The organism is Clostridium sp. NkU-1 (genome assembly GCA_001312405.1).
Genome location: BBDR01000015.1, coordinates 44,462 through 70,166, shown reverse-complemented (window position 1 = coordinate 70,166; position 25,705 = coordinate 44,462). Strand labels below are relative to the sequence as shown.

General features: G+C 44.9%; 26 protein-coding genes, 3 pseudogenes and 2 riboswitches. Of the genes and pseudogenes, 13 read left to right on the top strand and 16 right to left on the bottom strand.

What is annotated here, in order from left to right; translation table 11 throughout:
• Positions 1-173: 173 nt before the first annotated feature.
• Positions 174-247, bottom strand: a riboswitch (Fluoride riboswitch).
• Positions 248-355: 108 nt separating this feature from the next.
• The 12 genes and pseudogenes from JCM10519_RS19170 to recQ form a co-directional block, all read right to left on the bottom strand.
• On the bottom strand, positions 356-1,699 hold the full coding sequence (locus tag JCM10519_RS19170; RefSeq protein ID WP_054741177.1) for an SbcC/MukB-like Walker B domain-containing protein: 1,344 nt from the start codon (positions 1,697-1,699) through the stop codon (positions 356-358).
• Positions 1,700-1,707: 8 nt separating this feature from the next.
• Entirely contained in the window at positions 1,708-3,528 is a 1,821-nt protein-coding gene (locus tag JCM10519_RS19165) for an AAA family ATPase (protein ID WP_054741175.1), read from the bottom strand.
• Positions 3,525-4,097, bottom strand: a complete 573-nt coding sequence (locus JCM10519_RS31980) for an exonuclease SbcCD subunit D C-terminal domain-containing protein (protein ID WP_347844793.1) — start codon at positions 4,095-4,097, stop codon at positions 3,525-3,527. Before JCM10519_RS31980 ends, JCM10519_RS19165 begins: the two co-directional genes overlap by 4 nt.
• A 218-nt stretch (positions 4,098-4,315) precedes the next feature.
• Positions 4,316-4,510 carry a hypothetical protein gene (locus JCM10519_RS31975; RefSeq protein WP_347844792.1) on the bottom strand — a complete coding sequence of 65 codons (195 nt, stop codon included), beginning with the start codon at positions 4,508-4,510 and terminating at the stop codon, positions 4,316-4,318.
• A complete protein-coding gene (locus JCM10519_RS31970) occupies positions 4,474-4,692 on the bottom strand; it encodes a metallophosphoesterase (RefSeq protein WP_347844791.1) in 219 nt (72 codons plus the stop codon). The genes JCM10519_RS31975 and JCM10519_RS31970 overlap by 37 nt, the downstream gene beginning before the upstream one ends.
• Before the next feature lie 126 nt (positions 4,693-4,818).
• The gene (locus tag JCM10519_RS31965) at positions 4,819-5,556 is read right to left on the bottom strand and encodes an AAA domain-containing protein (RefSeq protein ID WP_347844826.1); all 738 of its coding nucleotides are present in this window, start codon (positions 5,554-5,556) and stop codon (positions 4,819-4,821) included.
• Positions 5,552-5,890 carry a hypothetical protein gene (locus JCM10519_RS31960; RefSeq protein WP_347844790.1) on the bottom strand — a complete coding sequence of 113 codons (339 nt, stop codon included), beginning with the start codon at positions 5,888-5,890 and terminating at the stop codon, positions 5,552-5,554. Before JCM10519_RS31960 ends, JCM10519_RS31965 begins: the two co-directional genes overlap by 5 nt.
• On the bottom strand, positions 5,877-6,728 hold the full coding sequence (locus JCM10519_RS31955) for an AAA domain-containing protein (protein ID WP_347844789.1): 852 nt from the start codon (positions 6,726-6,728) through the stop codon (positions 5,877-5,879). Before JCM10519_RS31955 ends, JCM10519_RS31960 begins: the two co-directional genes overlap by 14 nt.
• 10 nt (positions 6,729-6,738) lie before the next feature.
• Positions 6,739-7,800, bottom strand: coding sequence for a hypothetical protein (locus JCM10519_RS31950; protein WP_347844788.1), 1,062 nt, complete (start codon positions 7,798-7,800; stop codon positions 6,739-6,741).
• Positions 7,801-7,803: 3 nt separating this feature from the next.
• A complete protein-coding gene (locus JCM10519_RS31945) occupies positions 7,804-8,028 on the bottom strand; it encodes a hypothetical protein (RefSeq protein WP_347844787.1) in 225 nt (74 codons plus the stop codon).
• A 940-nt stretch (positions 8,029-8,968) separates the two neighbouring features.
• Positions 8,969-9,871 carry a diguanylate cyclase gene (locus JCM10519_RS19150; RefSeq protein ID WP_054741173.1) on the bottom strand — a complete coding sequence of 301 codons (903 nt, stop codon included), beginning with the start codon at positions 9,869-9,871 and terminating at the stop codon, positions 8,969-8,971.
• A gap of 352 nt (positions 9,872-10,223) precedes the next feature.
• Positions 10,224-12,078: pseudogene (gene recQ / locus JCM10519_RS19145) on the bottom strand (DNA helicase RecQ).
• A 516-nt stretch (positions 12,079-12,594) separates the two neighbouring features.
• Here recQ and JCM10519_RS19140 point away from each other — a divergent pair.
• From JCM10519_RS19140 to JCM10519_RS31935, 4 genes are all read left to right on the top strand, one after another.
• Positions 12,595-13,338, top strand: coding sequence for a DMT family transporter (locus JCM10519_RS19140; protein WP_347844786.1), 744 nt, complete (start codon positions 12,595-12,597; stop codon positions 13,336-13,338).
• A 563-nt stretch (positions 13,339-13,901) separates the two neighbouring features.
• Positions 13,902-14,174 carry a methyltransferase gene (locus JCM10519_RS19135; protein ID WP_347844785.1) on the top strand — a complete coding sequence of 91 codons (273 nt, stop codon included), beginning with the start codon at positions 13,902-13,904 and terminating at the stop codon, positions 14,172-14,174.
• 157 nt (positions 14,175-14,331) lie between these two features.
• Positions 14,332-14,408, top strand: a riboswitch (Fluoride riboswitch).
• A 53-nt stretch (positions 14,409-14,461) separates the two neighbouring features.
• Entirely contained in the window at positions 14,462-15,172 is a 711-nt protein-coding gene (locus JCM10519_RS31940) for a cation:proton antiporter (RefSeq protein ID WP_347844784.1), read from the top strand.
• Positions 15,093-15,677, top strand: a complete 585-nt coding sequence (locus tag JCM10519_RS31935; protein ID WP_347844825.1) for a cation:proton antiporter — start codon at positions 15,093-15,095, stop codon at positions 15,675-15,677. The genes JCM10519_RS31940 and JCM10519_RS31935 overlap by 80 nt, the downstream gene beginning before the upstream one ends.
• Before the next feature lie 639 nt (positions 15,678-16,316).
• Here the strand turns inward: JCM10519_RS31935 and JCM10519_RS31930 are convergent.
• Entirely contained in the window at positions 16,317-16,583 is a 267-nt protein-coding gene (locus JCM10519_RS31930) for a hypothetical protein (RefSeq protein WP_347844783.1), read from the bottom strand.
• A 489-nt stretch (positions 16,584-17,072) separates the two neighbouring features.
• On the opposite strand from JCM10519_RS31930, the gene JCM10519_RS31925 reads away from it, so the two are divergent.
• From JCM10519_RS31925 to JCM10519_RS19100, 6 genes and pseudogenes are all read left to right on the top strand, one after another.
• Complete coding sequence (locus tag JCM10519_RS31925) at positions 17,073-17,522, top strand: metal-dependent transcriptional regulator (RefSeq protein ID WP_347844782.1); 450 nt, start codon at positions 17,073-17,075, stop codon at positions 17,520-17,522.
• Between the two features lie 2 nt (positions 17,523-17,524).
• The gene (locus JCM10519_RS31920) at positions 17,525-17,752 is read left to right on the top strand and encodes a FeoA family protein (protein ID WP_347844781.1); all 228 of its coding nucleotides are present in this window, start codon (positions 17,525-17,527) and stop codon (positions 17,750-17,752) included.
• A gap of 80 nt (positions 17,753-17,832) precedes the next feature.
• A complete protein-coding gene (locus JCM10519_RS19115) occupies positions 17,833-18,720 on the top strand; it encodes a zinc ABC transporter substrate-binding protein (protein WP_347844780.1) in 888 nt (295 codons plus the stop codon).
• Positions 18,721-18,734: 14 nt separating this feature from the next.
• Positions 18,735-19,487 (top strand): ATP-binding cassette domain-containing protein, encoded by a 753-nt coding sequence (locus JCM10519_RS19110; protein ID WP_054741167.1) that lies wholly within the window; start codon positions 18,735-18,737, stop codon positions 19,485-19,487.
• Positions 19,487-20,412, top strand: a pseudogene (locus tag JCM10519_RS19105) (iron chelate uptake ABC transporter family permease subunit). Before JCM10519_RS19110 ends, JCM10519_RS19105 begins: the two are co-directional and overlap by 1 nt.
• A pseudogene (locus JCM10519_RS19100) lies at positions 20,396-21,513 on the top strand (metal ABC transporter permease). The pseudogenes JCM10519_RS19105 and JCM10519_RS19100 overlap by 17 nt, the downstream one beginning before the upstream one ends.
• A gap of 184 nt (positions 21,514-21,697) precedes the next feature.
• On the opposite strand, the gene JCM10519_RS19095 reads toward JCM10519_RS19100, so the two are convergent.
• Together JCM10519_RS19095 and JCM10519_RS19090 are read right to left on the bottom strand one after the other, a co-directional pair.
• Entirely contained in the window at positions 21,698-22,207 is a 510-nt protein-coding gene (locus JCM10519_RS19095; protein ID WP_347844779.1) for a hypothetical protein, read from the bottom strand.
• 86 nt (positions 22,208-22,293) lie between these two features.
• Positions 22,294-22,698 (bottom strand): helix-turn-helix domain-containing protein, encoded by a 405-nt coding sequence (locus tag JCM10519_RS19090; RefSeq protein WP_054741163.1) that lies wholly within the window; start codon positions 22,696-22,698, stop codon positions 22,294-22,296.
• A 456-nt stretch (positions 22,699-23,154) separates the two neighbouring features.
• On the opposite strand from JCM10519_RS19090, the gene JCM10519_RS31915 reads away from it, so the two are divergent.
• From JCM10519_RS31915 to JCM10519_RS31905, 3 genes are all read left to right on the top strand, one after another.
• On the top strand, positions 23,155-23,319 hold the full coding sequence (locus JCM10519_RS31915; RefSeq protein WP_347844778.1) for a MerR family transcriptional regulator: 165 nt from the start codon (positions 23,155-23,157) through the stop codon (positions 23,317-23,319).
• Between the two features lie 61 nt (positions 23,320-23,380).
• Positions 23,381-23,614: a hypothetical protein gene (locus JCM10519_RS31910; RefSeq protein ID WP_347844777.1), complete on the top strand. Its 234-nt coding sequence runs from the start codon at positions 23,381-23,383 to the stop codon at positions 23,612-23,614.
• 70 nt (positions 23,615-23,684) lie between these two features.
• Entirely contained in the window at positions 23,685-24,035 is a 351-nt protein-coding gene (locus JCM10519_RS31905; protein ID WP_347844776.1) for a TipAS antibiotic-recognition domain-containing protein, read from the top strand.
• Between the two features lie 110 nt (positions 24,036-24,145).
• Here JCM10519_RS31905 and guaA read toward each other — a convergent pair whose 3' ends face one another.
• Entirely contained in the window at positions 24,146-25,687 is a 1,542-nt protein-coding gene (guaA, locus tag JCM10519_RS19080) for a glutamine-hydrolyzing GMP synthase (RefSeq protein ID WP_054741161.1), read from the bottom strand.
• Positions 25,688-25,705: the final 18 nt, after the last annotated feature.

Sequence of the window (25,705 nt, the reverse complement as noted above, 5' to 3'; positions counted from 1 at the left end):
GGTCACTTTATATTTTGCATTTTTATACGAATTCAAACACTGGCAGCTGCGAAAAGCCCGCAAAGTGTGTTTTTCACAACTGCCGCGGCATTCACCCAATGAATATTCCAGCCTATTCATTGGGTTCATTGCCCGCGCAAATAAAAAGCTGACAGTTCCTGTATATTCAATCAAAATATACAGAAGCCATCAGCAAATTGCGGTTTTGATATTCCTATCATGGGAGCGCTTCATTCCCATTTCAAATTTATTATACAGGTTTCTCTTCTCCTGTCAAGGTTTTAATTATTCAATTGGATTTGCCTCTTTGGAACTGTCCCATTGGGTAAATACAGAAATTCCCCCTGGTCTTCTGTCAAACACCGCCGGGAAGGGTATCCATATCCCACAAAATCCGGCTTCCCTTTTCTGTCTTTTTCACCACCAGCTTCTTTCCGATCTGTTCCTTTAATTCCGTCACATGGGAAATGATTCCGATCAGCCGTCTCTCCCCTGCCAGCTCCTGCAGGATGCGGACCGATTTAAGCCTGGATTCTTCATCCAGAGAGCCAAAGCCTTCGTCAATGAAAAGAGCATCCATGCTCACATTTCCTGCCGTGCTCTGAATGATATCCGCCATGCCAAGGGCCATGGCCAGAGCCGCCATAAAGGATTCTCCGCCGGAAAGGGTCTTTACATCCCGCACTTTATCCGTTGCCATGGTGTATACATCCAGATCCAGGCCCACCTCACCCTGTTTTCCAAGGGTTTCTAAATCCCTGCACTGAAGCAGGAACTGACCGTCTGTCATGACATCCAGCCGTTTGTTGGCCGCATGGATCATCTGGTTAAAATACTGTCTCTGGACATAGGTCTGAAAATCCAGGCTGGCAGTACCGGCCATTTTCCCATTGGCTGTCTGGAATAAGGTGTGATACAGCCGGTACGTTTCTTCCAGCTGTTCTCTCTCCTTCCACATCCGTCCCAAATTTTCGGCCGCCTGAAAAGCCCTGCTGCCAATCGCTGTGACCCTGGCTTCTTTAGCCTGTAACTGTTTCTGCTCCTCCTTAAGAGACTCGGCCTGTTCCTTCCACTGCTCCGTTTCTATCCGTTCACGCCCCTTTGTCTGCTCCTCATACTGGCTGCAAACGGTGCGGGCCTTTAACAGTTCCTTTTCGTAATTCCCGGTTTCCTGGTCCCACTGCTTTAAGGTTTCCGGCGTCTGCCTTGCCCTGCGGTAATTCTCTTCCCCTGAAAATCCCAGGGTATTCAAAGCAGACTGAAAGGCTTGATACGCCTGTTCCATGGCAAGCCTCCGCATCTCCCGGTTTTCCTTTTCCGAAGCCAAACGTCCCTTTTCTTCCTTTTCTTTTTCCAAAATATTCCGGTATCGTTTATCCGCCTGCTCCTCTGCCCCTAAAAGCTCTTCCTTCCTCTTTTGGAAGCGTTCCAGCTCTCTTACAGCCTTCTCTTCTTCAGGATATGGCAGAAGGTTCTTCACGTGATCTGCCTCTGCCAGAACGGCTGCCTTATTCACCTGTTTCTGCTGCCAGTCTTTCATGGCCTTTTCTTTTTCAAGCTCCAGCTCCTCAAGTCTGTTCCGGTCCGCTTTTCTTTCTTCCAGGATCCTCTTTAAGAGGCTGTCCGCTTCCAAAGCCTCCTGTTCTTCCTTCTCTGCTTCCTTAAGAAGTGTGCCGGCCCGATTCCTTTCATCAGACATAAGAGCTTTCAGCTGTTCCTGAGGGAAGGTGGCCTTAAACCACTTTTTTTCCTCCTCTTCCAGCAGCTCCTTCTTCTGGCGGAAGCTTCCAACGCCCTGACTGCCGCCTGGGCGGTTTGGGAACGCCGTTCCTCCGCCTGGTTTCTGGCCGCCTTTGCCTGTTCCACCTCTTCCTGGGTAACAGCGCCCTCTGTCAGTTCCGCTTTCACGGGATGATGAATGGAACCGCAGACAGGACAGGGCTTTCCCTCTGTCAGCTCTCTGGCCATAATTCCGGCCTGCAATGCCAGAAATTCCTGAAACCTGGCATTGTAATGCCTTTCTGCCCGTTCATATTCTCCCTGGGCCAATAAAGCTGCTTCCTGGCATCTTCCTTTTCTTACGCCTGCCGCTTCCTCTTCCCTGACCGCCCTCTCAAGAGTTTCCATGGCCTGCTGCCGCTCCAAAAGTTCTGTTTTCTTCTGCCTTATATCCGGCAGATTCCCTGCCTTCTTCTCCGCCTGCTCCTGCCTTGTTTCGTTTGCTGACAGCCGGGCCTTTAGCCGGGACAGTTCTGTTTCAATGTTGCGAAGGCATTTCTCCCCTTCCGCTTCCTCCCGTTTCTTTTCAGCAGAAGTCTTTTCTACTGCCTTCCATCGCTGGTAAAGGGGCATGGCTTCCTGCAGCCGGGCAATGAGAACCGACAGTTCCGGCACCTCACCTGCAGAAGCCTCTCTGGTTTCCTTTGCCTCTTTTTCCGCAGAAGAAAGGGCAAGGGTTATGTCCTCCAGCTCTTTTTCAAGCTGCCCGGCTCTCTTTATGGCCGCTTCATATTCTTTCTTTTTATCCACATACTGGGCCTCCGGGCCATTTGCCTTTTCCGCCCGGACGGCTTCCTTTAACCGCTCCGTCAGCTCCAGCCATTGTTCCTTCCTGGCTTCCAAAAGCTCCAGATGAGCCTTTGCCTGCATAAGGCCGTCAAAAAGGCGGTTTACCTCCTGGGCCCGGCTCAACTGCCCTTCCACCTGGGAAAGAAGCTTTCCTTTATGATCCCGTTCCTCAGAAAGCTTTTGTTCCTTTTCCTTTATCTCTTCCAGGATGGAGCCTAACAGGTTCTGGATCTCTTCCGTCCTTGTTTCCTTAAAACCTAAAAGCTCCTGCCATGGTTCCTTATAAGGACTTTCTTCTAAAAGCTCCACATTTTCAAGCTCATGGAAGCACATCTTGCGGTTGTCTTCCAGACTGTCATAAAGCTGGTTGTTCTTCTCTTTTAATTTCATCTGGATCCGGCTGTAGATCCCGGTGTTGAAAATCCTGGAAAATATCTCTTTCCGCTCTTTGGAAGAGGCATGAAGGAGTCTTAAATAATCTCCCTGGGCGATCATGGCGATTTGGGAGAACTGGTTCTGGTCCACGCCCACGATTTCCTGGATCTTCTGATTAATATCCCGAAGGCTGCCTGCATATTCCGACCCATCGGGCAAAAGAAGGGAGGCCTTTGCCGGAACCGGGACAGTGGTATATTCCCCGTTTTTATTCTTTCGTTTGCTGATCCTTGTATAGGCAGGACTTCTGATAATTTCATATGCTTCCCCGTCCTGGGAAAATTTCAGGGAAACATAGGTTTCCTGGTCTTCTGCCGCATACTGGCTGCGCATCATGGAAGGCTCCCGCTTCTGTCCGCTGGTTTCCCCGAACAGGGCAAATGCCACCGCATCAAAAACAGTGGTTTTTCCTGCCCCCGTATCTCCGGTAATGAGGAAAATGCCATGGCCGATTTTCTCAAAATCCACGGCTTCCTTTCCCCCATAAGAACCAAAGGCGGACATGGTCAACTGCAATGGCTTCATAATCCTTCTTCCTCCTTTGCTTCCTGGACGATCCGTTCCATGGCCTTTTCTTCCTCTTTTGTCATCTCTCCCCCTCTTACCGTCTTGTAAAACTGCCGGAATGCCTCCAATGGCCTAAGGACCGGCACCGTCTCTCCTTCTTCCATCCGTTTTTTCCTGGTCCGCTCATTGTCCACCCGAAGCTCCAGCAAATGATCGAAAACCTCTTCCAAACGCTCTCTGACACGGTAAGGATCCTCTTCATCGGTAAGGGTAACGCTGACAAAATCATGGCGGTTTTCTTCCGTCGCCCTTTTAAGGATTTCAGATAAGCTTCCTCTTTCCCGCCTTACATCCTGGATTCCATGAAGGGGGAGAAATTCCAGTTCCGGCTCTTCCCCCTTTTCCCCCAGATTCACCATTGTGATGGATTTTTTATGGTTTTCCTCACTGACGGAATATTTATAGGGTGTCCCGCAGTACCGGACCGAAGCCCTGCCTACTTTTTGGGAACCATGAAGATGGCCAAGAGCCACGTAATCAAATGCAGAAAGAACGTCAGCCTCTATCCGGTCCAGGCCGCCTGCCATGATGACTGCCTGCTCCGATTCACAGGTTTCCGGGTCTTTATTTCCTGCTGTGTAAAATTGATGGGATAAAAGGACATTCCGCTCCCCTGTATCAATGGTTTCCCTTTCTAATACAGCCTTTACGGCACTCTCGTATCCATTCGGCTGATTCTCCGGAAAAACCTGCCTTACGTACTGGTTTTAAAAAGGGAAGAAAATAGAAATTCACCGGGCCGTTTTCATCCTGCAATACCACCTTTTTTTAAGTACTCCTCAGGGCTTTTTGGAGGGAACACGGATAAATGAATGTGGTGCCGTTCCAAAAAAGCCCCTGCATAGGACAGACGCTCCGGAGAATCGTGGTTTCCTGCAATGATCAAAACCGAAACCTGAGGCTTTATCCCGGAAAGAGCTTCCAGAAAATTGCCGAACATGGTGTAGGCTCCCCGGAAGGAGCCGTTTTATCATAAATATCGCCACAGATCAGGACCGCATCCGGATGATGGACCAACCCATAATCCACGATCTGGTTTAAGACCGCTTCCTGGTTCTCTTTTAAGCTGTAGCCGTTTAACTGCTTTCCGATATGCAGATCAGACAAATGAAAAATTTTCATGGTTTCCTCTTTCCTGCCCATGCCTTTTGGGCATAGCCCGTCCCGCTTTACAGCGTGCCTCGCACCACCGGGCATCGGACATTGGGCGTGAAGGTATGGCCCCAGGCTCTTACCTCACAGGCATTTTTATCTTAAATGTTTAAAATACTCTTCCAGCACATGTTTTATATAATAATACCGTCTTGCATAAGAGTTCTCCACCCGGATCAGTTCAAATCCATGTTGCCGGCATATGGCCTCTTTCCTCTTATCCCGTTTTTTTACGGACTCATCTGCCAGATGTTCCTTCCCATCCAGCTCAATGGCAAGTACCGGGATCTCCCTGTCGCCGAAATCCTTTTCATACAGGACAAAATCAAACCGCCCGTTATAAAACAGGCCGTCTCCCGTGGTATTTTCTTCAAATACCTGGGATATGGCTACCTCTTTTTTTACCGAGCATTTCCTGTTATCACCCAGTATATTTTCAAGGGCGTGATTTAAGCTGGTCAGAAAGGCTTTTTCCGTTTCCGTGCTGTAAGGCTTTACGCCCAGCGCCCGGGAATGGACCTCATCAGGAGTGACCTTACAGTTTCCTCTTGTTTTTACGTATTCCACCAGTTCATATACATCGTCCTTTTCTTCTCCGCAGTGAAGCCTGTCCAGGTTCTTCCTGTCAGATACAATTACAAGCTGTTCCCTTGCCCTTGAAGTGGCTACATTAATCAGCTCCCGGTTGTTCTTAAGCCATTCATAGGTCTTTTCTGAAGTCTGGTTCGTAAGCGCCAGGGAAAACAGAATGATATCCTTTTCATCTCCCTGAAATGCATGGACTGTGCCGCAGCTTACGTCATGGATTCCGTTTTCAGCCAGCATTTCACTAATGCATTCCTTTTGATTGGTAAAGGGCGTTATGATACCGATTTTCCGGTCCGGATTGGCTTTTACATATTCTACGATTTTTTTCGGCCTCCCTGGGAGCCGTGTTTTTATAATCGGTCCGGTTATCCTGGACCTCCATAAAGACCAGGGGATTTTCCGACTGGACCCTGCTTTCTATATTCAGCCGGTTGTTATAATATTTCATGTTATTGAACTGAATGATCTGCTTGCTGCAGCGGTAATGATGGCGGAGAAGGATCTCGTCACTGACGGAATCATTGGCAAGGAATGCCTTGTATATGGAATTTTTGCAGTAATCATATTCATCCGGAACCATATACCGTTTTTTTTAAGATGTCATTGTCCTTTTTATCCAGAAGGATCACCGGATTTAGCTGCTGGGGATCTCCCACCAGCATTAAATTCTCCCCTCTGATAATGGGAACCAGGGAAAGGGCCGTGTTGCACTGGCTTGCCTCATCCATTACCACCAGATCAAAGTAAGGCTCCGGATGTCCGATTTTATGGGAAGAAATACAGGTTGATGCCACCACGGGAAAAATACGGAGGAATTTTCTCACATTCTCAGGATTTCCCAGATATTCATTAAACGCCTTCACCTGATCTGCTTTGTCTTTTATCTCCAGAATATTCCAGAGGCCCGCATTTTTAGGTTCCCCAAGCCTTTTTAAATATTTCACGGAGGTAAAATAAAGATATTTTTTAAACTCCTCTTCATCATCTTCCAGAAGAGCCAGGGCCTGTTCTTCGGTCACCTCTCCGATTTTCTGAAGCTTTTCCTTTACGCGCTCCAGTTGCCGCCCCTGAAGATCGGTCTGGAAGGTCAGATGCTTATTTGCCGTCATCAGGCATTCAATGGCTTCCTTTTGTTCCCTTAAAGCCAAAATCTCTTCGTGCCTTTTAAGAAGAGCGGTCAGCTGCTTCATGCGGTTTGCCTTATCGTCCCTGTTCTTTTCCAGGGTGTTTTCAAATACCTTCCATTTCTTCACCTGCTCATAAAGCTCCTTTATATAAGAAAGGGCTTCATAAACTTTTTCATCGCTTCCCAGACGGATTATTGGAAAGGGAATCAGACCGTTTCCTTTGTAGGAAATGGACTGGAGATCCTTTACCACCGTATCAATGGGATGGTTGTTATAGGAGGTGAGAAGCACAGTTTTTTCGTTAAAAAAATGCCGTAACAATGGTATTGACAATGGAATAGGATTTTCCGGTCCCAGGAGGGCCCTGGACATAGGTCACCGGATATTTTACCCCATTATGGATGGCAAGAAGCTGGTCTAAATTTGCCCGGCGCTGAAGCAGGGTAATGGGATAGTCCTTTCTTCTGTCAGCTTGGCAGTCAGATTTCCAAAAAAAGGCTTTGACCGGATAGGTTGCCCGGTTTTCCTCAAACATGGTGAGTATGCCGCCGTATTCATAGGTTAGATCCACCTTCACATCTGACTCCAGGGCAATGAGATAGGGCCTGTCATCCACTCCCCCAGCGGCACGGCTTTCGTTTATGATCCGGTCTTTTATAAGCTCCTGGTTCTTTTCAAAATCCTCCAAAAGCTCATAATCGGAAGGATCCAGAAACTTCCGGATGCTCTGACTCTCTCCCCCAATGGTAAACTCCCTGCATATGGCGATCTCCTTTGCCGGTTTCAGCACGCGCCGCTTTACATCAAGAAAGAGCCGTTTGTATGCCAGGACATAAAGAGACTCCCGCTTCCTTCCTTTCCCCTTGACTACAATGCTTAACACATTCATGCAAAGCTGGCGCAGCTTCCAGTTTTTCCTGCTTCCTGTTCCCGCTGCATCTTCCTGAAAACGGTTCACGATCTCTTTAAACTGCTGGTCGCTTAAGGGATACTCCTCATTGTTTAAACATTCCCCATCCAGATGGTGGATGAGCGAATAATCGCTTTGATAGGGTCTTGTGTCCAGTCGGCTGCAATCCGTCAAATAATCCAGTATCTTTAAATTCACAGGGGAGGCAAAAAGATTCCGGTATTTTTCAGGATTTTCATTGATATCCTGAACAAGTAAGGGATCTGCTTCATAGTAAGACCCATCCACCACAGAGGAAGAGAGAATGGAATCCACATAAATGCAGGGAAATTTATCCACCGTAAACAAGGTGAGATGAAAGCCCTCCACCTCTAAGGTTTTCTTCTTTGGGTCAATGCCATGAACAGCGATCCAGTATTTGGTTATTTCTTCTTTTTTTATTCCTGTACTCAATGCTCAGCCACTTTCCTTCATGGACTGCTCTGAAAATATTTCTGGCTGTCTGTTCCATAAAAATTCGTCCTTTGCCCTCTGTACCTGTAATCTGTTTTTTTCAATCATACCATAATTCTTAAGTACTGAACAGGGAGAGATAAGAGGTTCCGGCAGTTGATTGGGGCGGCTCTTTTGGAAAACTTCCGTGAGTCTGTCATAACGGACCTGTTCTTCGTCTGTTTCCATAGAGTTTAGGCTGCCCCCAGGACTTTATGGCGTCTTGTATCTTATTTTTTTAAAACAATCCACTCTTCCCTGGCAGCAATACAGAATACTCTTGCCAGAGTACCGAGAATTTGCCTGCATCATGGTACCTGCATATAAGCCATATAATATTTTCTAAAAACGGTAGGGAATTTTTCTGAATTGTGATATTGGTAGATTCAAAGAAAGACAAAGGTTAATCTTGAATTATTGTTTCACTCATGCTATAATATAGGTAGAAAAAGGAACAACCGCCCACATAGGTGAGTTGACCGGAAATAACATTGAGAAGCAAAGCCACCCGAACCGTCCAAAGTTTCAGGGTGGTTTTTACTTTATACTAATGACTCATCAAATAAATGAATGTCAGTAGTGCTAGCAAAAATAGTCTGAACTGCATCAAGTCACTAAAACTGAATTTGTTCTTCATAAGCACCACCCCCATTCTATGTAGAATGAAGGCCAAGCCACCCTGTAACACGATTGTCCCATACATGTATTCTATCATTACATCGAGTCAACGATCTATGTTATACTATAATTTCGTATAACACAAGTTTATATTGTATTTATCTCAATATGTGACATACTATTTGTGTCGAATACTCTATTCGTGGATTGAAAGGTGTTGTATGAGATTTGCATCCATTCTTAAAAAAGCGGTTGCTTGTATAAACAAGCAGCCGCCCTTTTTTTCACTTACTTACATTTTTTTCATTCTTTATTATCTAATTTCAGGCGTCGTTCTACAATCTTATTCTATACCTTCTCCATATAAAAGAATACCTCATACCCTCATCTTTACACTAATCTGCTTTTCAGTTTCATTCCCAAATTCCTAATGTTTGTACGTCAACCGTTTGAACGTGATTCCTTCACACAGGCTAAAAACCGCTCTCCACATTTTTCATTGGATAAACAATCAAAACCGCACCCGGTTTCTGCCTTCTTTTTTTAGCTTGATACAGGAGACAGTCAGCGCTTTCAAGGAAACCTTCCAGTTGTTCCCGTTGATATGGATGGTACAGATCGCACTAATACTGGCAGTTATTCTTGTAATTTCATCCGAATTACTCCTTGGCACTTCCAAAGCCTCAATGCCTGAACGTATTTTCTCCGCAATTAATAATACTTTTTCCAGACTGGTTTCCGATATGAGAACTGCAAATTCTTCGCCGCCCCAACGGCACGGTAAGTCAGTGGCCCGATTTAAAATTTTATTCAAAACCCCTGCCACAGCTTTTAGCATAATATCTCCCTGCCTGTGGCCATATGTATCATTGTAATTCTTAAAGTTGTCCAAATCCATCATCAGCAGTCCGATGGTAGTCTTTTTCCGCAATGCCCTTTGCCATTCATATCCCATATGGTAATCAAACTTACGGCGGTTCGCAAGACCGGTCAACCCGTCATAAAAACCAAGTTTTTCAATGGTAAGCAGTTGTTCTACTATTTTAATATGGATCTTCACGCGTGCATTCAACAAAACTTTATTAAAAGGCTTCCGTATATAGTCGACTGCACCTAAACACAGTGCTTTCTCCTCGTCCTGATCGTTATCCAGTCCTGTGATAACGATAATGGGAACGTTCTGAGTGGATTGGGTTTCTTTCAGTTCCTTTAGAACATCGAACCCGTTGGCATCCGGCAGTATGATATCAAGCAATATTAGATGGGGCCGGAATTGTTTGACCATTTGCATTGCTTCTTTACCAGTGGAAACGACCCTGACGTTATATGTATCTTGTAAGGTATCCACCAACACCTTCTGGCTTACTTTTCCGTCCTCAACAATGAGTATTTTATATACAGTTTCACCTTCCATGATAATCTCCCTGTGCTTTCGTCGAACTAAAATGGCCAGAAACATCCAATGTGCAAATACTCATAAAAATACGGATGCAGCCATTTGGATGCCGTCCATTTTGACATGTACATTGGCAAAACTTTTGTTTTACAATTTTACCCTGTGACGTTTATATTGTCAAGGCAAGATTATTCTAGATTACGCCTCTTTTTCGCAGGAATTACGTAATGCATTCACACCGTCGTTTTTATGGTCAGGCGCTTTATATCTATCTTGGCTTTCTTAGACCTTTTTTTTAACCGAATCAAGCAGGGTCGCGGACTGCGAATATCCTCTTGACCAGATTAGAAGCATTTCCAGTATATCCGTCTCAGAAATCACCACTCGATTCCTTCACACAGTCTAAAAACCGCTCCCCATATTTCTCATACTTAAATTCTCCTACCCCGGACACCGATAACATCTCCTCTTTTGTCTTCGGCTTTACCATGCACATATGTACCAACGTCTTGTCAGAGAAAACAATATAAGGAGGTACCTTTTCCTCTTTGGCAATCTCCATGCGAAGGGCCCGTAGGGTTTCAAACAGCTTTTCATCTGCTTCTGAAAGAGCAGAACCGGATATAGCTGACATTTTCCGTTTCTTTGATTTCTTCTCTTCCTTCACCGGATGTTCCTGTTCCTTTGCCATTTTCATGACAATCTCCTCCCCATCCGCTAAAACTCCCTTTGATTTCCCGGTCAGCTTCACAATAGCATACTCGTCATTTGTGACTGCCAGGAATTCATTTAACATCAAATAATTCATGACCTGTCTCAGCTTGTAAGCAGGCACCTTTGCCAACGCTCCATAATAGGCATTCTGATCCATCCGGTAATTCCGAATTTTCGCAGTATTAGCTCCATGAACGGTATCAATAATCACATTTACGCCATACCGCTGCCGGCAAGACTCCACACAGCCGATCAGTCCCTTGGCAATATCCGTCACATCCACTGTTTCAAACTGGCTTAAGCAGTTGGAACAGTTGCCGCAGTAATTCTCTCCATACTCTCCGAAGTACCGCAGAATGTAGTCCCTGAGACATTCGTTGGTAAAGGAATAAAAGGTCATCTTCTTAAGCCGTTCACGGTCCCGCTCCATGACCATCTGGCGGGTAAGGGAATCCAGCTCCTGATTATCCTGGTTGTTGTCAATAAACATCTGATTGGTCACCACATCCTGTCCGCTGTATAACAGGATACATTCCCCCGGTTCTCCATCTCTGGAGCACCTTCCCACTTCCTGATAATAGGATTCCAGGTTTTTTTGGCATGTTGTAATGGATAACAAACCGTACATTGGATTTATCAATTCCCATGCCAAAGGCATTGGTCGCCACCATGATCTGGCTTCTGTCGAAGATAAAGTCATCCTGGTTCTTCCTCCGCTCCCCGTCGCTTAACCCTGCGTGGTACCTGGTTGCCGAAAATCCCTCCTGATTCAGCCGGTCACATACCTCTTCCACCAGCTTTCTGGTCAGACAGTAAATAATCCCGCACTGATCCGGGTGACATTCCACGTAGTTCTTTAACGTAGCATACTTATCCTTGGGAGATTGGACGCCCAGATAGAGGTTGGGCCTGTCATATCCCGTAGATACCACGGCAGGCTCCCTGAGCATGAGAATATCAATCACATCTTCACGGACTTCTTTTGTAGCAGTGGCCGTAAACGCGCTGATGACCGGACGTTTGGGAAGCTTATCAATAAAATCCACGATTTTTAAATAGCTGGGCCTGAAATCCTGTCCCCATTGGGATACACAGTGAGCCTCATCCACAGCTACCATGGAAATGTTTGTGTTTAATGCGAAATCCAGAAATTCATCCGTCACAAGACGTTCCGGTGCTACATAAATAATGGGATATCGCCCTTCCCGCGCATAGGCCAGGGTCTTATAATACTGACTTGCAGTCAAAGAACTGTTAAGATATGCGGCATGAATGCCTGCCTGATTGAGAGTTGTAACCTGATCTTTCATAAGGGAAATCAGGGGAGAAATAACCAGTGTAATTCCTTCCATCATGAGAGCCGGTATCTGGAAGCACAGGGATTTTCCTGAACCGGTGGGCATGATCCCAAGGGCGTCTCTTCCTGACAAAATGCTGTCGATAAGAATTTCCTGCCCCTCCCGGAAACTGTCGTAGCCGAAATAGTGCTTTAATGCTTGAAATTTATCCATATAACTTTTGTTTCTTCTCCTTATCATTTGTTTTTTCAATTAGTTTTATTTCATTATATCATTTGTATTTAAAATATGCCACAGGCTTTCTTGAATTGGGGGATTGTTTTTTCTGCCATCGGGAACTGATTACTGATGACGGATGTAATTTGGGATTTGTATGTGCAGTATTTATGCTTTGATTAAGCAGGGTTCATTACCGGTATGGTGCAGATCAGCCGTCTGCATATTGTATTTTTTTCAACTCTTTGTTTTAGCTTAATGAAAATGCTAAATAACGCTGGATTTTAACAATCAATCATACTATAATTACTAATGCATTTTATTGTATTTTGAATTTTAATTTATAACCAAGGAGAAAAATCTTGAAAACTAATATTGGATTGTACCTGGCTCTGCTTTTCGGCGTCTTTTCCCTTTCTACCTCAGCAATTTTTGTGCGCCTGGCAAATGCGCCTTCTGCCATAACAGCATTTTTCCGGTTATTTTTTGCTTCACTGATTCTTTTGCCTTTTTTTGTTAAGCAGTAAACAAAATAGGCGTCAATTACTGACACTTTCTAAAAAACAATGGGCTCTTGGGATTTTGTCAGGGCTGCTCTTATCTGCCCATTATATGATGTGGTTTGAATCCCTGCGGCATACGTCGGTGGCAAGTTCAACAGTTATCGTAACATTGCAGCCCCTTTTTTCGATTGCAATCGGATATGTCTTTTTGAAGGAACGATTTCACAAGCTGGCAATCGGGGGCTGCCTGATCGCCATTATGGGCTGCTTTATGATCGGATGGGGAGATTTCCAAATCAGCTCTCAGGCACTGTTTGGAGATTTATTAGCGTTATTGGCTGCTGGCATTATCAGCGTCTATTTTTTTATCGGCCAGGCAATGAGAAAGGAATTGTCCGCTGTTCCTTATTCCATTATAAGTTATTTAAGCAGTTCCGCCTTTTTAGGATGCTATGCCATGATTGAGGGTAACTCTTTCATTGGCTATCCTCAAGCTGCCTGGATAGCCTTTGGGGGACTGGCACTCATTTCAACTGTTTTTGGACAATTTATTTTTAACTGGCTGTTAAAATGGATTCCTGCAACAGTGATATCCATGAGCATATTAGGCGAAACCATAGGTACATGTATTCTGGCCTATTTTATATTAAATGAGGCAATTTCCTTTCAGCAGGGTGTAGGGATAACAACGATTTTATTAGGGCTGATACTCTTTTTTATCAGTCCTCAAATTCATAAGGAACGGCAATGTTGATAACCGCTGTACAGCGGTATAGTACCTTTATTTTTCTAAAAAGGCAGATAAAAAAGCATAGTAGGCAAGCATGTGACCAGCACCGTTTTTTGCTCAGTTACTACCTTTTTCTATCCGGTCAGAATCCATGAGTTCGCAGCACTCTTGGGATAAGTATCCGACCGCTTCAATCAATCTTATTTTGATGTTCATTTTGACGTTTCCATGGTATACTTTTTGGTATTACATATAAGGCGGTGATAGAATGATTTTTCAAATCAGCATATTTGCGCTAATAACCTGTTTTTACATTGCCTATTTTGTGAAGCAAATCCTTCTTCGGAAAAAAAGGCATTCACACAAACCGGCTGGCAAAAGGCCGCAAACCTCCTAAAACGGCTGCAATAGAAACGGCTCTTCTTGCAGCAACCTACGGCATTGCGGCTATTCAGTACGTAAGCGTTTTTTTTCTCCCGATTCATGCTTTCTCTTTCATTTCCTGTAAGTATACGATGGACAGGAATTGTAATTACCGGGGGCGGGGTTATTTTCTTTGTGCTTGCTATTACCTCCATGCGTGACAGTTGGCGCGCAGGTGTGGACGAAACCCAGAAGACTTCCATTGTCACAAGGGTATATACAAGGTCAGCAGAAATCCTGCTTTTGTGGGCTTTGATATGCTGTATATTGGATCTGCACTTTCCCTGCCCAATGTGATCATGATCGCTGCCGCGATCATCGGCATCCTGCTGCTGCATTTTCAGATTCTAGAGGAAGAAAAGTATTTGCCCCGTGCTTTTGGGGATGAGTATTTGCAGTACAAGAGCAGCACACCGCGATACTTCCTGTTTTTCTAACCCCTTACTTGAGGCAAGGAAACCGGTTCATTGTCTAAAAAGTGTAATTTCATCCTCTGCTCTCCTACTACTTGATACCCGCATAAGAACATGACAAGGAGCTAAGAAAGCCAGCAACATCAAATATTCCTTGAAATTTACACCCGTCTTTGCTATAATGGCCCAAGGGAATGAAGTTCTCCCTGTGCTGATGAAAGCCGAACCGCTTATTAAGCTGATGACTTCTGCAATTATTTCATTGCAGAAGTGTCGGCTTTTTTTGCATTTCTGCACAAAGGAGGATATATATGCTTTTCAGTCTTGCAATGATGGTTCTTTGCGGCATGATATTGAGCGGAACCATGCAGAAACTAAAACTCCCCGGCCTTGTGGGGATGCTTCTCACCGGTATTGTATTAGGGCCGTATGCGCTGAATTTGATTGCTCCGGATCTGCTGAATATTTCCGCTGATTTGAGACAAATTGCCCTGATCGTGATCCTTACAAGGGCAGGACTCGCGCTGGATATTAAGGATTTAAAGAAGGTTGGCCGCCCGGCAATCCTTATGTGCTTCATTCCGGCAAGTTTTGAAATAGCCGCCACTACTATTTTTGCACCAATGTTTTTCCCTATTTCCCATTTAGAAGCAGCTATCATGGGAACGGTGCTCGGTGCGGTCTCTCCGGCAGTTATCGTGCCTAAAATGCTAAAGCTGATGGAAAATGGCTACGGCCGGGCAAAGAGTATTCCACAGCTTATCATGGCCGGAGCTTCCGTTGACGACATTTATGTAATTGTCCTTTTTACATCATTTATGAGCATGTACGAGGGAAGCAGCTTTGATGCCATAACTCTTATTAAAATACCTATTTCCATTGTGACAGGCTTGTTGGTGGGTATTTTACTGGGCCTCGCCTTGGTGAAGCTGTTTCAAAAAAATCCATATTCGCGATACCGCCAAGATTTTAATTTTATTAAGCACTTCGTTTCTGCTGGTTTCTCTCGAAACAGCCATTAAAGCATATGTGCCTATGTCCGGCTTGTTGGCTGTCATGGCTTTAGGCGGTACCATTCTGAAGCAGTATGATATCTTAGCAAAACGCCTGTCTGGCAAGTTCTCAAAAATCTGGGTGGCTGCTGAATTGATGCTGTTCATATTGGTGGGCGCAACAGTGGATATAAGCTATGCGGCAAAGGCCGGATTTATGGCTGTTGCTCTTATCTTTATCGCCCTGCTGATTCGGATATGCGGCGTATTTGTCTGCCTTGCAAAGACTCCAATAAACAAAAAGGAACGCATGTTTTGTGCCATTGCCTATTTGCCAAAAGCAACTGTACAGGCGGCAATCGGCGGGCTTCCTTTGGCGGCAGGAGTTGCAGCCGGCAATACAATTTTGACGGTTGCGGTTTTAGCCATCTTGATCACTGCTCCGCTTGGAGCGATGGGCGTGGATGCAACTTATAAAAGGCTGCTTGTAAGAAGTGACGGCCACGCAAAAACCCTTACGCCCGGTAAACGGTAATGAGCTCATGCCGATTGTATGGGGGATTCCTTTATGGTCAAGTCAAGCGGATATTCGCACTCCGCTTCACCCGGCATAATCTCATAGCTGCTATCGCAGCTTAGGGGCTTGTACCCCTTCTGACACAAGTAAACAACACAAGTACCCCCACCTACCACTTATGCCTTTCCAGCATTGAAGTGGGGGGACTTACTTGGTGAGGTTAAAGAACCTTACAACTCTGCCACATGCTCCAAATCGGAAAGGGGCATGTGGTTTTTCTATCTTCAAGGCAGTCTGTAAGCCTACTTGATTTACAGCAAGAACAAAGTTATGAAACACAGCTGATCAGAAGCAATTTTTTTTAAATGCCTATAAAGTTCTGTGGAAAAGAAAATATAACTTCTTTTATCATATCAACGTTTTTTTCAATCTTGCCTAAATGTTTGAATACTTGATCAGACATTAGTAAATAAATCAATTCATTAATTCACTAACTGATTTTTGCTAAAATCCGTTACTTATGGAAGACCATTTATTCATTAGGAAGGTTTACCATATCCCTGAAATTCTTAAACTGTTTTTCAATATCCGGATTTTGCATAAAAAAACTCCATCAGCACCTTTATTTCCAATACAGTCAAATCTCCCAGCATGTGTTCAACCAATTCTGCTTCTTCCAAAGGACGTGGGCTTCTGAGCATAGTAAAAAAAACGCTCCAAAGTATTATGACGTTGCAGCAGATAATCGCCGGTTATTCTTCCCTCATCAGTCAGCAGGATATTTTCAAAACTATCGTATCTCAAATATCCAAGCTGGACAAGCTTGGATACCATCTTTGACGCAGACGATGGACGGACGTGCAGCCGCCCTGAAAGTCTGTTTATGCGAGTGCATTTTTCTTCCAGACATAATCGGTATGCCATTTCAAGATAGTCCTCAAGAGCAGGCGTTAGTCTGCTCTCTTTTTGTTTTTTTCAGTTCATATCCCCGGACGGTACGGAATTCCTGAGACGGAAGCTGGCTCATTGTCATTCATCCTCTGTTTTTCAGACTTTATATAGTGTATTCGTAACAATTTCTACTTAGGTCTCATAAATTAGCCAAGGGAAACGGTATTTCCTCCCCTAACGGATCGGGATGATGAAATAATTGATTTCATTTGCAAACCACTTGCACTTTTATATATTTAGGCATATAATATAATAAGATTTAGGTATACCTAAATTAATATTTAAAACAACACAACAGGAGGAAATTATGAATATTTGTACAAAACAGCTTTTTCGCAGTAAGATGCCTGCATTAACAGTAACCGCCCTTATCCTGTTGATTGGATGGATCGGGAAAGTTTTAGCGGTATAAAAGAACACTCTTTAAACAATATCCTTACCCACGCCAATGGCGGGGTTTATATGTCTAAAACGGAGGAAGATAAAATGACACCAAACAAAGAAGATTATTTAAAAGCTATTTATAAGCTGGGAGGCATGGAAGAACTGGTAAACAATAAGCAGATTGCGGAAACTTTGCAGATCGCTCCCGCTTCTGTGACAGAAATGCTGGGAAAGCTGAATCGGGAAGGGCTGATTCATTATGAGCCTTACAAAGGCTCGTGCCTGACGCCTGAGGGAATTCAGGTTGCCATTTCACTGGTAAGGGGCCACCGGCTCTGGGAGGTTTTCCTGATGCGACATCTTGGGTACTCATGGAGTGAGGCGCATGAAGACGCAGAACTGCTGGAACATATCACACCGCCACGCCTTACCGCCCGGTTGGATCAGTTTCTGAATTACCCGGCCTATTGCCTCACGGAAGCGCAATTCCCCATCCTGACGGCCAAATCGACCACGCTCCGCTGCTGACCTTGAATCTGCTTCCTATGGGCACGGCTTCCCATATACGGCGTGTAAAGGAAGAAAAGGAACTGCTGGACTATCTGCAGGAAAGTGGAATCACCATCGGATGCTCTGTCCGCATTATTGAAGCTGCGGCATATGAAGGGCCGCTGACGCTTGACCTGGAAGGCAGGCGTGTTCAAATCAGTTATAAGGCCGCCTGTCAAATCTATGTAGACGAGATCGAGGGGATTTGACACCAAATATATTTTTAGGAGGTTTCCCATGAATCAAAAAAACCAAAGGCCTTCTTGGCACGATCCTGAGTTTCACATTATTGCTTACGGGCTGCTCTGCTCCGCCGGTAAACACAGACTCTTCAAAAGATAAATTAAATATTGTAGCCACCACCACCATGCTGGCTGATCTGACTGCAGTCATAGGCGGAGAACGGGTTACAGTAAACGGCCTTATGGGGCCAGGTATTGACCCACACCTGTATCAGGCCAGTGCCGGAGATGTTTCCCTGATGCAGAAAGCAGATGTGGTGGTATATAACGGCCTGCATCTGGAAGGAAAAATGGGGGAAATATTTGAAAATCTATCCAGTCAGGGACCTGCAGTCATCTGCATTGAAAAGGGCTTAGACGAATCCATGCTTCTTGCATGGGAGAATGACAATTCCATCCACGATCCTCATATCTGGTTCGATGTTTCCCTATGGAAGGATGCAGCTAAAACCGTTGCAAAAGGATTAGCAGAAGCCGATCCCGCTGGAAAAGCAGATTATGAAGCAAATCTGGACGCCTACTTAAAAGAACTTGATGAGACGGATACGTACATTCGCGGCAGGGCTGCTGAGCTGCCGGAGTCACAGCGCGTACTGGTGACCGCTCACGATGCATTTCAATACTTTGGCAAAGCCTACGGATTTGAGGTACGGGGCCTGCAGGGCATCAGCACCGATGCGGAAGCAGGTACAGCCGATGTCAGTGATCTGGCCAATTTTATTGTGGAACGGCAGATCAAGGCGATTTTCGTAGAATCTTCCGTACCGCCAAAAACCATTGAAGCGCTGCAGGCTGCGGTAAAAGCGAAGGGCTTTGATGTTTCCATCGGCGGGGAACTTTATTCTGACTCCCTAGGCGATGCCGAGTCTGAAGCCGATACTTATGTCCTGACCGTTAAAGCAAATATTGACACAATTGTGGATGCCTTAAAGTGACAGGAGGAAATCATATGGAAAAACAACAAAACTATGCGGTGGAGGTAGAAGATTTAACCGTAGCCTATGACGCCAAGCCTGTCCTTTGGGATATTGACTTAAAAATCCCAAAGGGAAAGCTGATGGCGGTGGTCGGTCCAAACGGGGCCGGTAAAACCACCTTAATCAAAGCTATGTTGGGGCTCTTAAAGCCTGTCACCGGAGCCGTCCGGTTTCTGGACGGGAATGAAGATATACGTACCTTGAAAAACCGCATCGGCTATGTACCTCAAAGCGGCAGCGTGGACTGGGATTTTCCGGCCACGGTACAGGATGTGGTGCTGATGGGCTGCTACGGCAAGTTAGGCTGGATCCGCCGCCCAAGTAAATCGGATGTAGAACTGACGAAACAAATGCTGGCAAAGGTGGGCATGCAGGAGTATGCTTCCCGTCAGATCAGCCAGCTCTCCGGCGGCCAACAGCAACGGGTTTTCCTGGCCCGCGCCCTGGCACAGGAAGCAGAAGTCTATTTTATGGATGAACCCTTCAAGGGGGTAGACGCTCAGACGGAACGGGCTATCGTAGCACTGTTAAAAGAGCTGAAGGAACAGAATAAAACCGTGGTGGTCGTCCATCACGATCTGCAGACGGTACCTGATTATTTCGACTGGGTTACCCTGATCAATCTGCGCGTGGTTGCCTGTGGGCCTGTGGAGGAAGTATTCCACGAAGACAATTTGAAAAAGACCTACCACAGCTCTGGTGCGCTGTTAAGGGGTGTGATGTGATGTTTAACAATATTATCTCATTATTTTCCGATTATACATTCCAGACAGTGGCTCTTGGTTCCGCCCTCCTAGGCCTGATCAGCGGAGTACTCGGCAGCTTTGCAGTGCTTCGCAGGCAGAGCCTTCTGGGAGACGGAGTATCCCACGCTGCCCTCCCCGGAGTAGTGATGGCCTTTGTTCTGTCAGGCAGTAAAAATACAGAAATTCTCCTGCTGGGCGCCCTTATTTCCGGTTTGCTGGCAACGCTGTTCATTGTCAGTATTGTGCGTCATACCCGCGTAAAATTTGACAGTGCTCTGGCTCTGGTAATGTCCGTTTTCTTTGGATTGGGCCTGGTGCTGCTTACCTACGTACAGAAGATTCCAAACTCCAATCAGGCTGGGCTTAAACGCTTTATCTTCGGGCAGGCGTCCACGCTTTTACAGCGGGATATCATTCTGATGGTAATTTGCGGCCTTATATTGCTTGTACTGGTGCTGCTGTTCTGGAAGGAATTTAAGCTTTTCACTTTTGACAGCGACTTTGCCAGAGCCTTGGCTTTTCCCCAAAGAAACTAAATCTCCTGCTGTCATTTATGGTCGTGCTGGCAATCATTATCGGATTGCAGACGGTGGGCGTTATCCTCATGAGCGCCATGCTGATTACTCCTGCGGTTGCCGCACGCCAGTGGACCAATAAGCTATGGGTCATGGTGACGCTCTCAGCACTTTTCGGAGCCGTATCCGGCATCTCAGGAACGGCAGCCAGTTCTCTCGTTCCAAAGCTGCCCACAGGCCCGGCTATCGTGGTTTGTGTTAGCGTCATCGTGATCATCAGCATTCTGTTCGCTCCTGGGCGCGGTGTTTTGCACAGAGTATATCAACGCAGAAAAAACAAGGTTTTATATAAGCTGGAAGGAGGTGTATCGGATGGCACCGCAAATTGAAATTCAAATCATAGCCGTTATTGTAGCTGTGGCCTGTGCTCTCCCCGGAACATTTCTGGTACTTCGTAAAATGTCAATGATGTCGGATTCCATTACCCATACGATTCTATTGGGAATTGTGCTCACATTTTTCGTCACCCACGATCTTTCCTCGCCTTTGCTGATTATGGGTGCCGCACTGATGGGAGTGGTGACTGTGTGGCTGACGGAGCTGCTGAGCCGGACACGGCTGCTGGCGGAGGATGCCGCCATCGGCGTGGTGTTCCCCCTGCTCTTTTCCATAGCCATTATCCTGATTACACGTTATGCCGGCTCGGTTCACCTGGATACTGACTCGGTACTATTGGGAGAGCTGGCTTTTGCTCCTTTTGACCGTATGGTCATAGGCGGCGTGGATATGGGGGCAAAAGCCATTTATACAACAGGGGTTCTGCTGCTGATCAATCTGGCGGCGATTATCATTTTCTTTAAAGAACTAAAGATAGCGACCTTTGATCCCATGCTGGCCGCTGTGCTGGGCTTTTCCCCTGCATTGGTGCATTACGGGCTGATGACACTGGTATCCCTTACCACAGTCGGGGCATTTCAGGCAGTAGGATCTGTGCTGGTGGTAGCTTTATGATCGGCCCTCCAGTGACGGCTTATCTGCTGACAGACGATTTAAAATGGATGCTGATTTTAAGCGGGATCATTGGAGCAGTCAACGGAATTCTGGGGTATCAGGCGGCAGCACTGCTGGATGTTTCCATTGCAGGCAGCATGGCTGTGATAACTGGATTGGTCTTCTTCCTTGTGTTTATTTTTGCACCTCGCAGAGGACTGATCCGTTCACTTCTCAGACGGAGGAATCAGAGACTGGAGTTTGCTAAAGCGACGCTGCTTTTTCACCTTTCTAATCATGAGAACAGTGCAGAAGAAAATGCGGAAGCAGGCGTTGATACCATAAAGACGCATCTGCACTGGACTGGTGAGTTTACTTCGATAATCATCAGATCTTTAGAACGGGAGGACTGTGTTCAGCTATCCGGTGGTTTGGTAAAATTGACGCCAGAAGGACGGTATGCCATTATGCGTAACTACATCACGCTTTTCGCACGATAATATTCTTCATAAAAATCCAGACCCTATTCTTATAATTGATGTGACCTCCAATCGTTAGATTTTTTAGGTCTGACTTTTTGGGGACACATCAAACAGGAAGGGTCTGGATTTTTAATAGTTGTTTTAGATATTTAAATACAAAAGCTGTTGGGATGTAGATTTACCTGAAACATAATTCACTCGGTTAATTATGCATTTTCTTACCTTTCAAAGCAGCAGCTGACGCCCGCACTGCCCCATACATGATTCCTGCACAAGGCCAGATGATCCATGTCCTGCTCCAATTTCCCGTATAAAAACTGATGCCAAGGTACACTGCGGTAATGGTACACCAATAGATTGCATGCAGGTGTTCTGTCCGCTTCTTTTCCAGTTTTTTTCTCTGCCGTATAATCCCCCTCCTGCAGCAGCATCTGAAAACAGCCTTTTTTTTCTCTCCTGCTATTACGAACAAAAATACAGCACAGGCTACTATGATCAGCAGGAAATCAACGCACATTACATAGACAAGGCTTGAACTGCTTAACGCAATCGCTGTCATCAATGGCAAAGCACAGATAATACATAGGAAAACACCTGCCACATTACAGATTCTATAGGTTCCTTCATACTCTGCCATCCTTTTCCGTACTATCCCTTCCACTCCATATTCCAGACGAAAAACTTCTTTCTCTAAATATTGGTAAGATTCCATTTTCATTCCATGCATTACAAAAAAACACTGTGGCAATACCAACAATCAGAAGCAATATGGCCACCCCAAATCCTCCTGCCATGTTTTCACTGATATTTACATCCTTTAATTCTGATAATCCTCCCAGAAAAATCAGCACGACAGGAGACAAAATATAAGCCGCTATCCCTGATGCCACTTTTTTTCGCTCCGCGGATCTTGGTCTCTATGAAATGATTGGCCATTTCCAGAGTAACCGTCTTTTGTACCTCATCGCAATCAGATTCCATGGTAATAGATGCCGGGGCTGTCTCCATCTCTTCCTTTAATAAATAATCCGTGCTGACATCAAATACCTGACTAAGTTTTAAAATTCGTTCTAAATCAGGAATTGAAGTTCCGGACTCCCACTTGGATACGGACTGCCTTGATACGCCCATCTGGTAAGCCAGTTCCTCCTGGGACCATCCGGCCTTCTTACGCAATGCAATAATTTTTTCTGCTAATATCACAATGCACCTTCCTTTCAAAATTTATTTATGTCATTCCATCTTCAAATGCACTGTAATAAATATCTGCGTTCACCTGGTGATATATGACTGTCTGCATTATAGCATTTTCAACGGTTGACAACTACCAAGTGCGCTATATAATTTGTCAACTGGTGGTTGCAGATTCTACTTTACTATATCAATGACCGTTTTTACAATACAAATGTGATGATTTAATGGAAATACTAAAAGAATCTTTATCGTTCCATTTCTGATCCGATCTCTAAAATTGGGTCTGAGGACAAAGTAAATTACTGTTAAACTACATCCCAAAAATAATACATTAAAATATGCAGAAAAGACTTGACTACTACGTAACGTGATAGTGTACCATTTAGTCATGGAACGAAACAGAATATTCGCCGGCAAATATCTGAATTGTTCTCTCAATTATTCAAGTTAAAGGGGCTGATAATCATGAAAACTATAAGCCAGGTTGCTGAATTAACAGGTATCAGCACACGCACGCTGCAATACTATGATGAAATTGGTCTTTTAAAACCAAGTGAATTAACACCATCTGGTTATCGCTTATACAGCGATGAAGTCTTGCAAAAGCTGCAGCAAATTTTATTTTTTTAAAGAACTGGATTTTAAACTGAAAGAAATTAATGAAATACTGCAAAAACCAGAATTTGATAAAATGGAAGCTTTTAAGAAGCAAAAGAAGTTACTCTGTTTAAAACGTGATCGCATAGACAAACTTATTGAGCTTCTGGATCGATTAGAAAAAGGAGAACAGTGCATGAGTTTTAAAGAATTTGACCTAAATGAATATATCGAAGCATTGGAGCAATTCAAAAATCAAAAGGAAGACGATGTTATAAAGCATTGGGGCAGCATCGAAAACTTCAATCAGCTTATACAAAAAAATTAAAGATGATGAATCCAACGTAGCCAAACTTGCCATTAAACAATTTGGAAGTATTGAAAAATATACAGAAGCCATGAAATACAATCTGGAACATTTTTCGGATTTAATGGAACAATCAAAAGAACTCGCCAAAAATAAGGACGAACTATTGCAGAAAAGCAATGATTTATACATGAATTTAACTTCTGATTTAACGAAAGATGCTGCTTCTAGAGAAATTCAGGATACTGTTCACGAAATAATGGAGTTTTACAGCGAAAACAATTTAGGGATAGATATGGGTGATGGCTTCTGGGATATGGTAATAGAAAGCTATTCCCATGATACTGTCAGGGAAATCACTGATAAAAAATATGGAGCCGGTGCTTCCGAATATATTATGAAAGCATTGCAATATTACTTTCACGATAAAACTCTCAAATAAAAAACAGAGCCGCTTTAGATCCAAAGTAAAAAAAAGAAACACCGGAATCGCCTCTATTCATAAAGAGTCAGAAATCCTTGAATTTACAAGGATTTCTGACTCTTTATAGTTTACTCAAATTCAATCGTAGCCGGCGGTTTCCCCGTACAATCATAAAGCACCCGGTTCACGCCCTTCACTTCATTCACAATTCTTCTGGTCACTGTCCCTAAAACCTCCCAAGGCAGTTCCGCAGATTCAGCCGTCATAAAGTCAGAAGTTAGCACTGCTCTCAGTGCGATGGCATAATCATAGGTTCTCTCATCTCCCATGCAGCCAACTGAACGCATATTAGTCAATGCTGCAAAGTACTGTCCAAGTCCCTTATCAACACCAGCTTTAGCAATCTCTTCTCTATAGATCGCATCTGCCTCCTGAACGATTCTCACCTTCTCAGGGGTAATTGCACCGATGATCCGGACGCCAAGTCCCGGACCTGGGAATGGCTGACGGTAAACCAAATATTCCGGAATACCAAGCTCCAGGCCTGCCTTTCTCACTTCATCCTTAAACAGCAGCCTCAAAGGCTCAATAATTTCTTTAAAATCCACATGCTCAGGAAGTCCTCCCACATTGTGATGGGACTTGATCACAGCAGACTTACCAAGACCGGACTCGATCACGTCAGGATAAATGGTTCCCTGTACAAAGAAATCCACTGTTCCGATCTTCTTAGCCTCATCCTCAAACACACGGATAAACTCCTCGCCAATGATCTTGCGCTTTCTCTCAGGATCTTCCACTCCTGCCAGCTTGCCATAAAAGCGGTCCTGGGCATTTACGCGGATAAAATTCAAATCATAAGGTCCCTCCGGCCCAAATACAGCCTCAACCTCATCTCCCTCGTTCTTACGAAGAAGGCCGTGATCAACAAATACACAGGTAAGCTGTTTTCCGACAGCCTTTGCCAGCATAACTGCAGCTACGGAGGAGTCTACACCGCCGGATAAGGCGCAAAGCACCTTGCCGTCTCCAACCTTTTCCCTGATGGCCGCAATGGAAGCCTCCACAAAGGAGTCCATCTTCCAGTCACCGGAGCACTTGCAGACATTATAAACAAAATTGGAAAGCATCTTGGTGCCCTCCTGGGTATGCATAACCTCAGGATGGAACTGTACGGCATAAAGGCCGCGCTCCTCGCATTCCATACCAGCAACTGGGCACGCCGGAGTATGAGCTGTAACATGGAACCCTTCCGGCGCTTTCTCTACATAATCCGTATGGCTCATCCAGCAGACCGTTTTGGAGCTTACATTTTCTAAAATTTTACTGTCAGCCTCTATGTCAACTTCTGTCTTGCCGTATTCACTGACAGGCGCTGTGGCAACCTTGCCGCCCAGCATATATGCCATTAACTGAGAACCGTAGCAGATTCCCAGAATCGGTATTCCCATTTCAAAGATTTCCTTCGTACAGCGGGGAGATTCCTCCTTATATACGCTGTTTGGACCACCAGTAAAAATGATTCCTTTCGGATTCATTTCTTTGATCTTGTCCAGTGACAGTGTGTGGGGATGAACCTCACAGTAAACATTGCATTCTCTGACCCTTCTGGCAATCAACTGGTTGTATTGTCCACCGAAATCCAGAACGATAATCATTTCTCTCTCCACGGTATTCCTCCTAATATA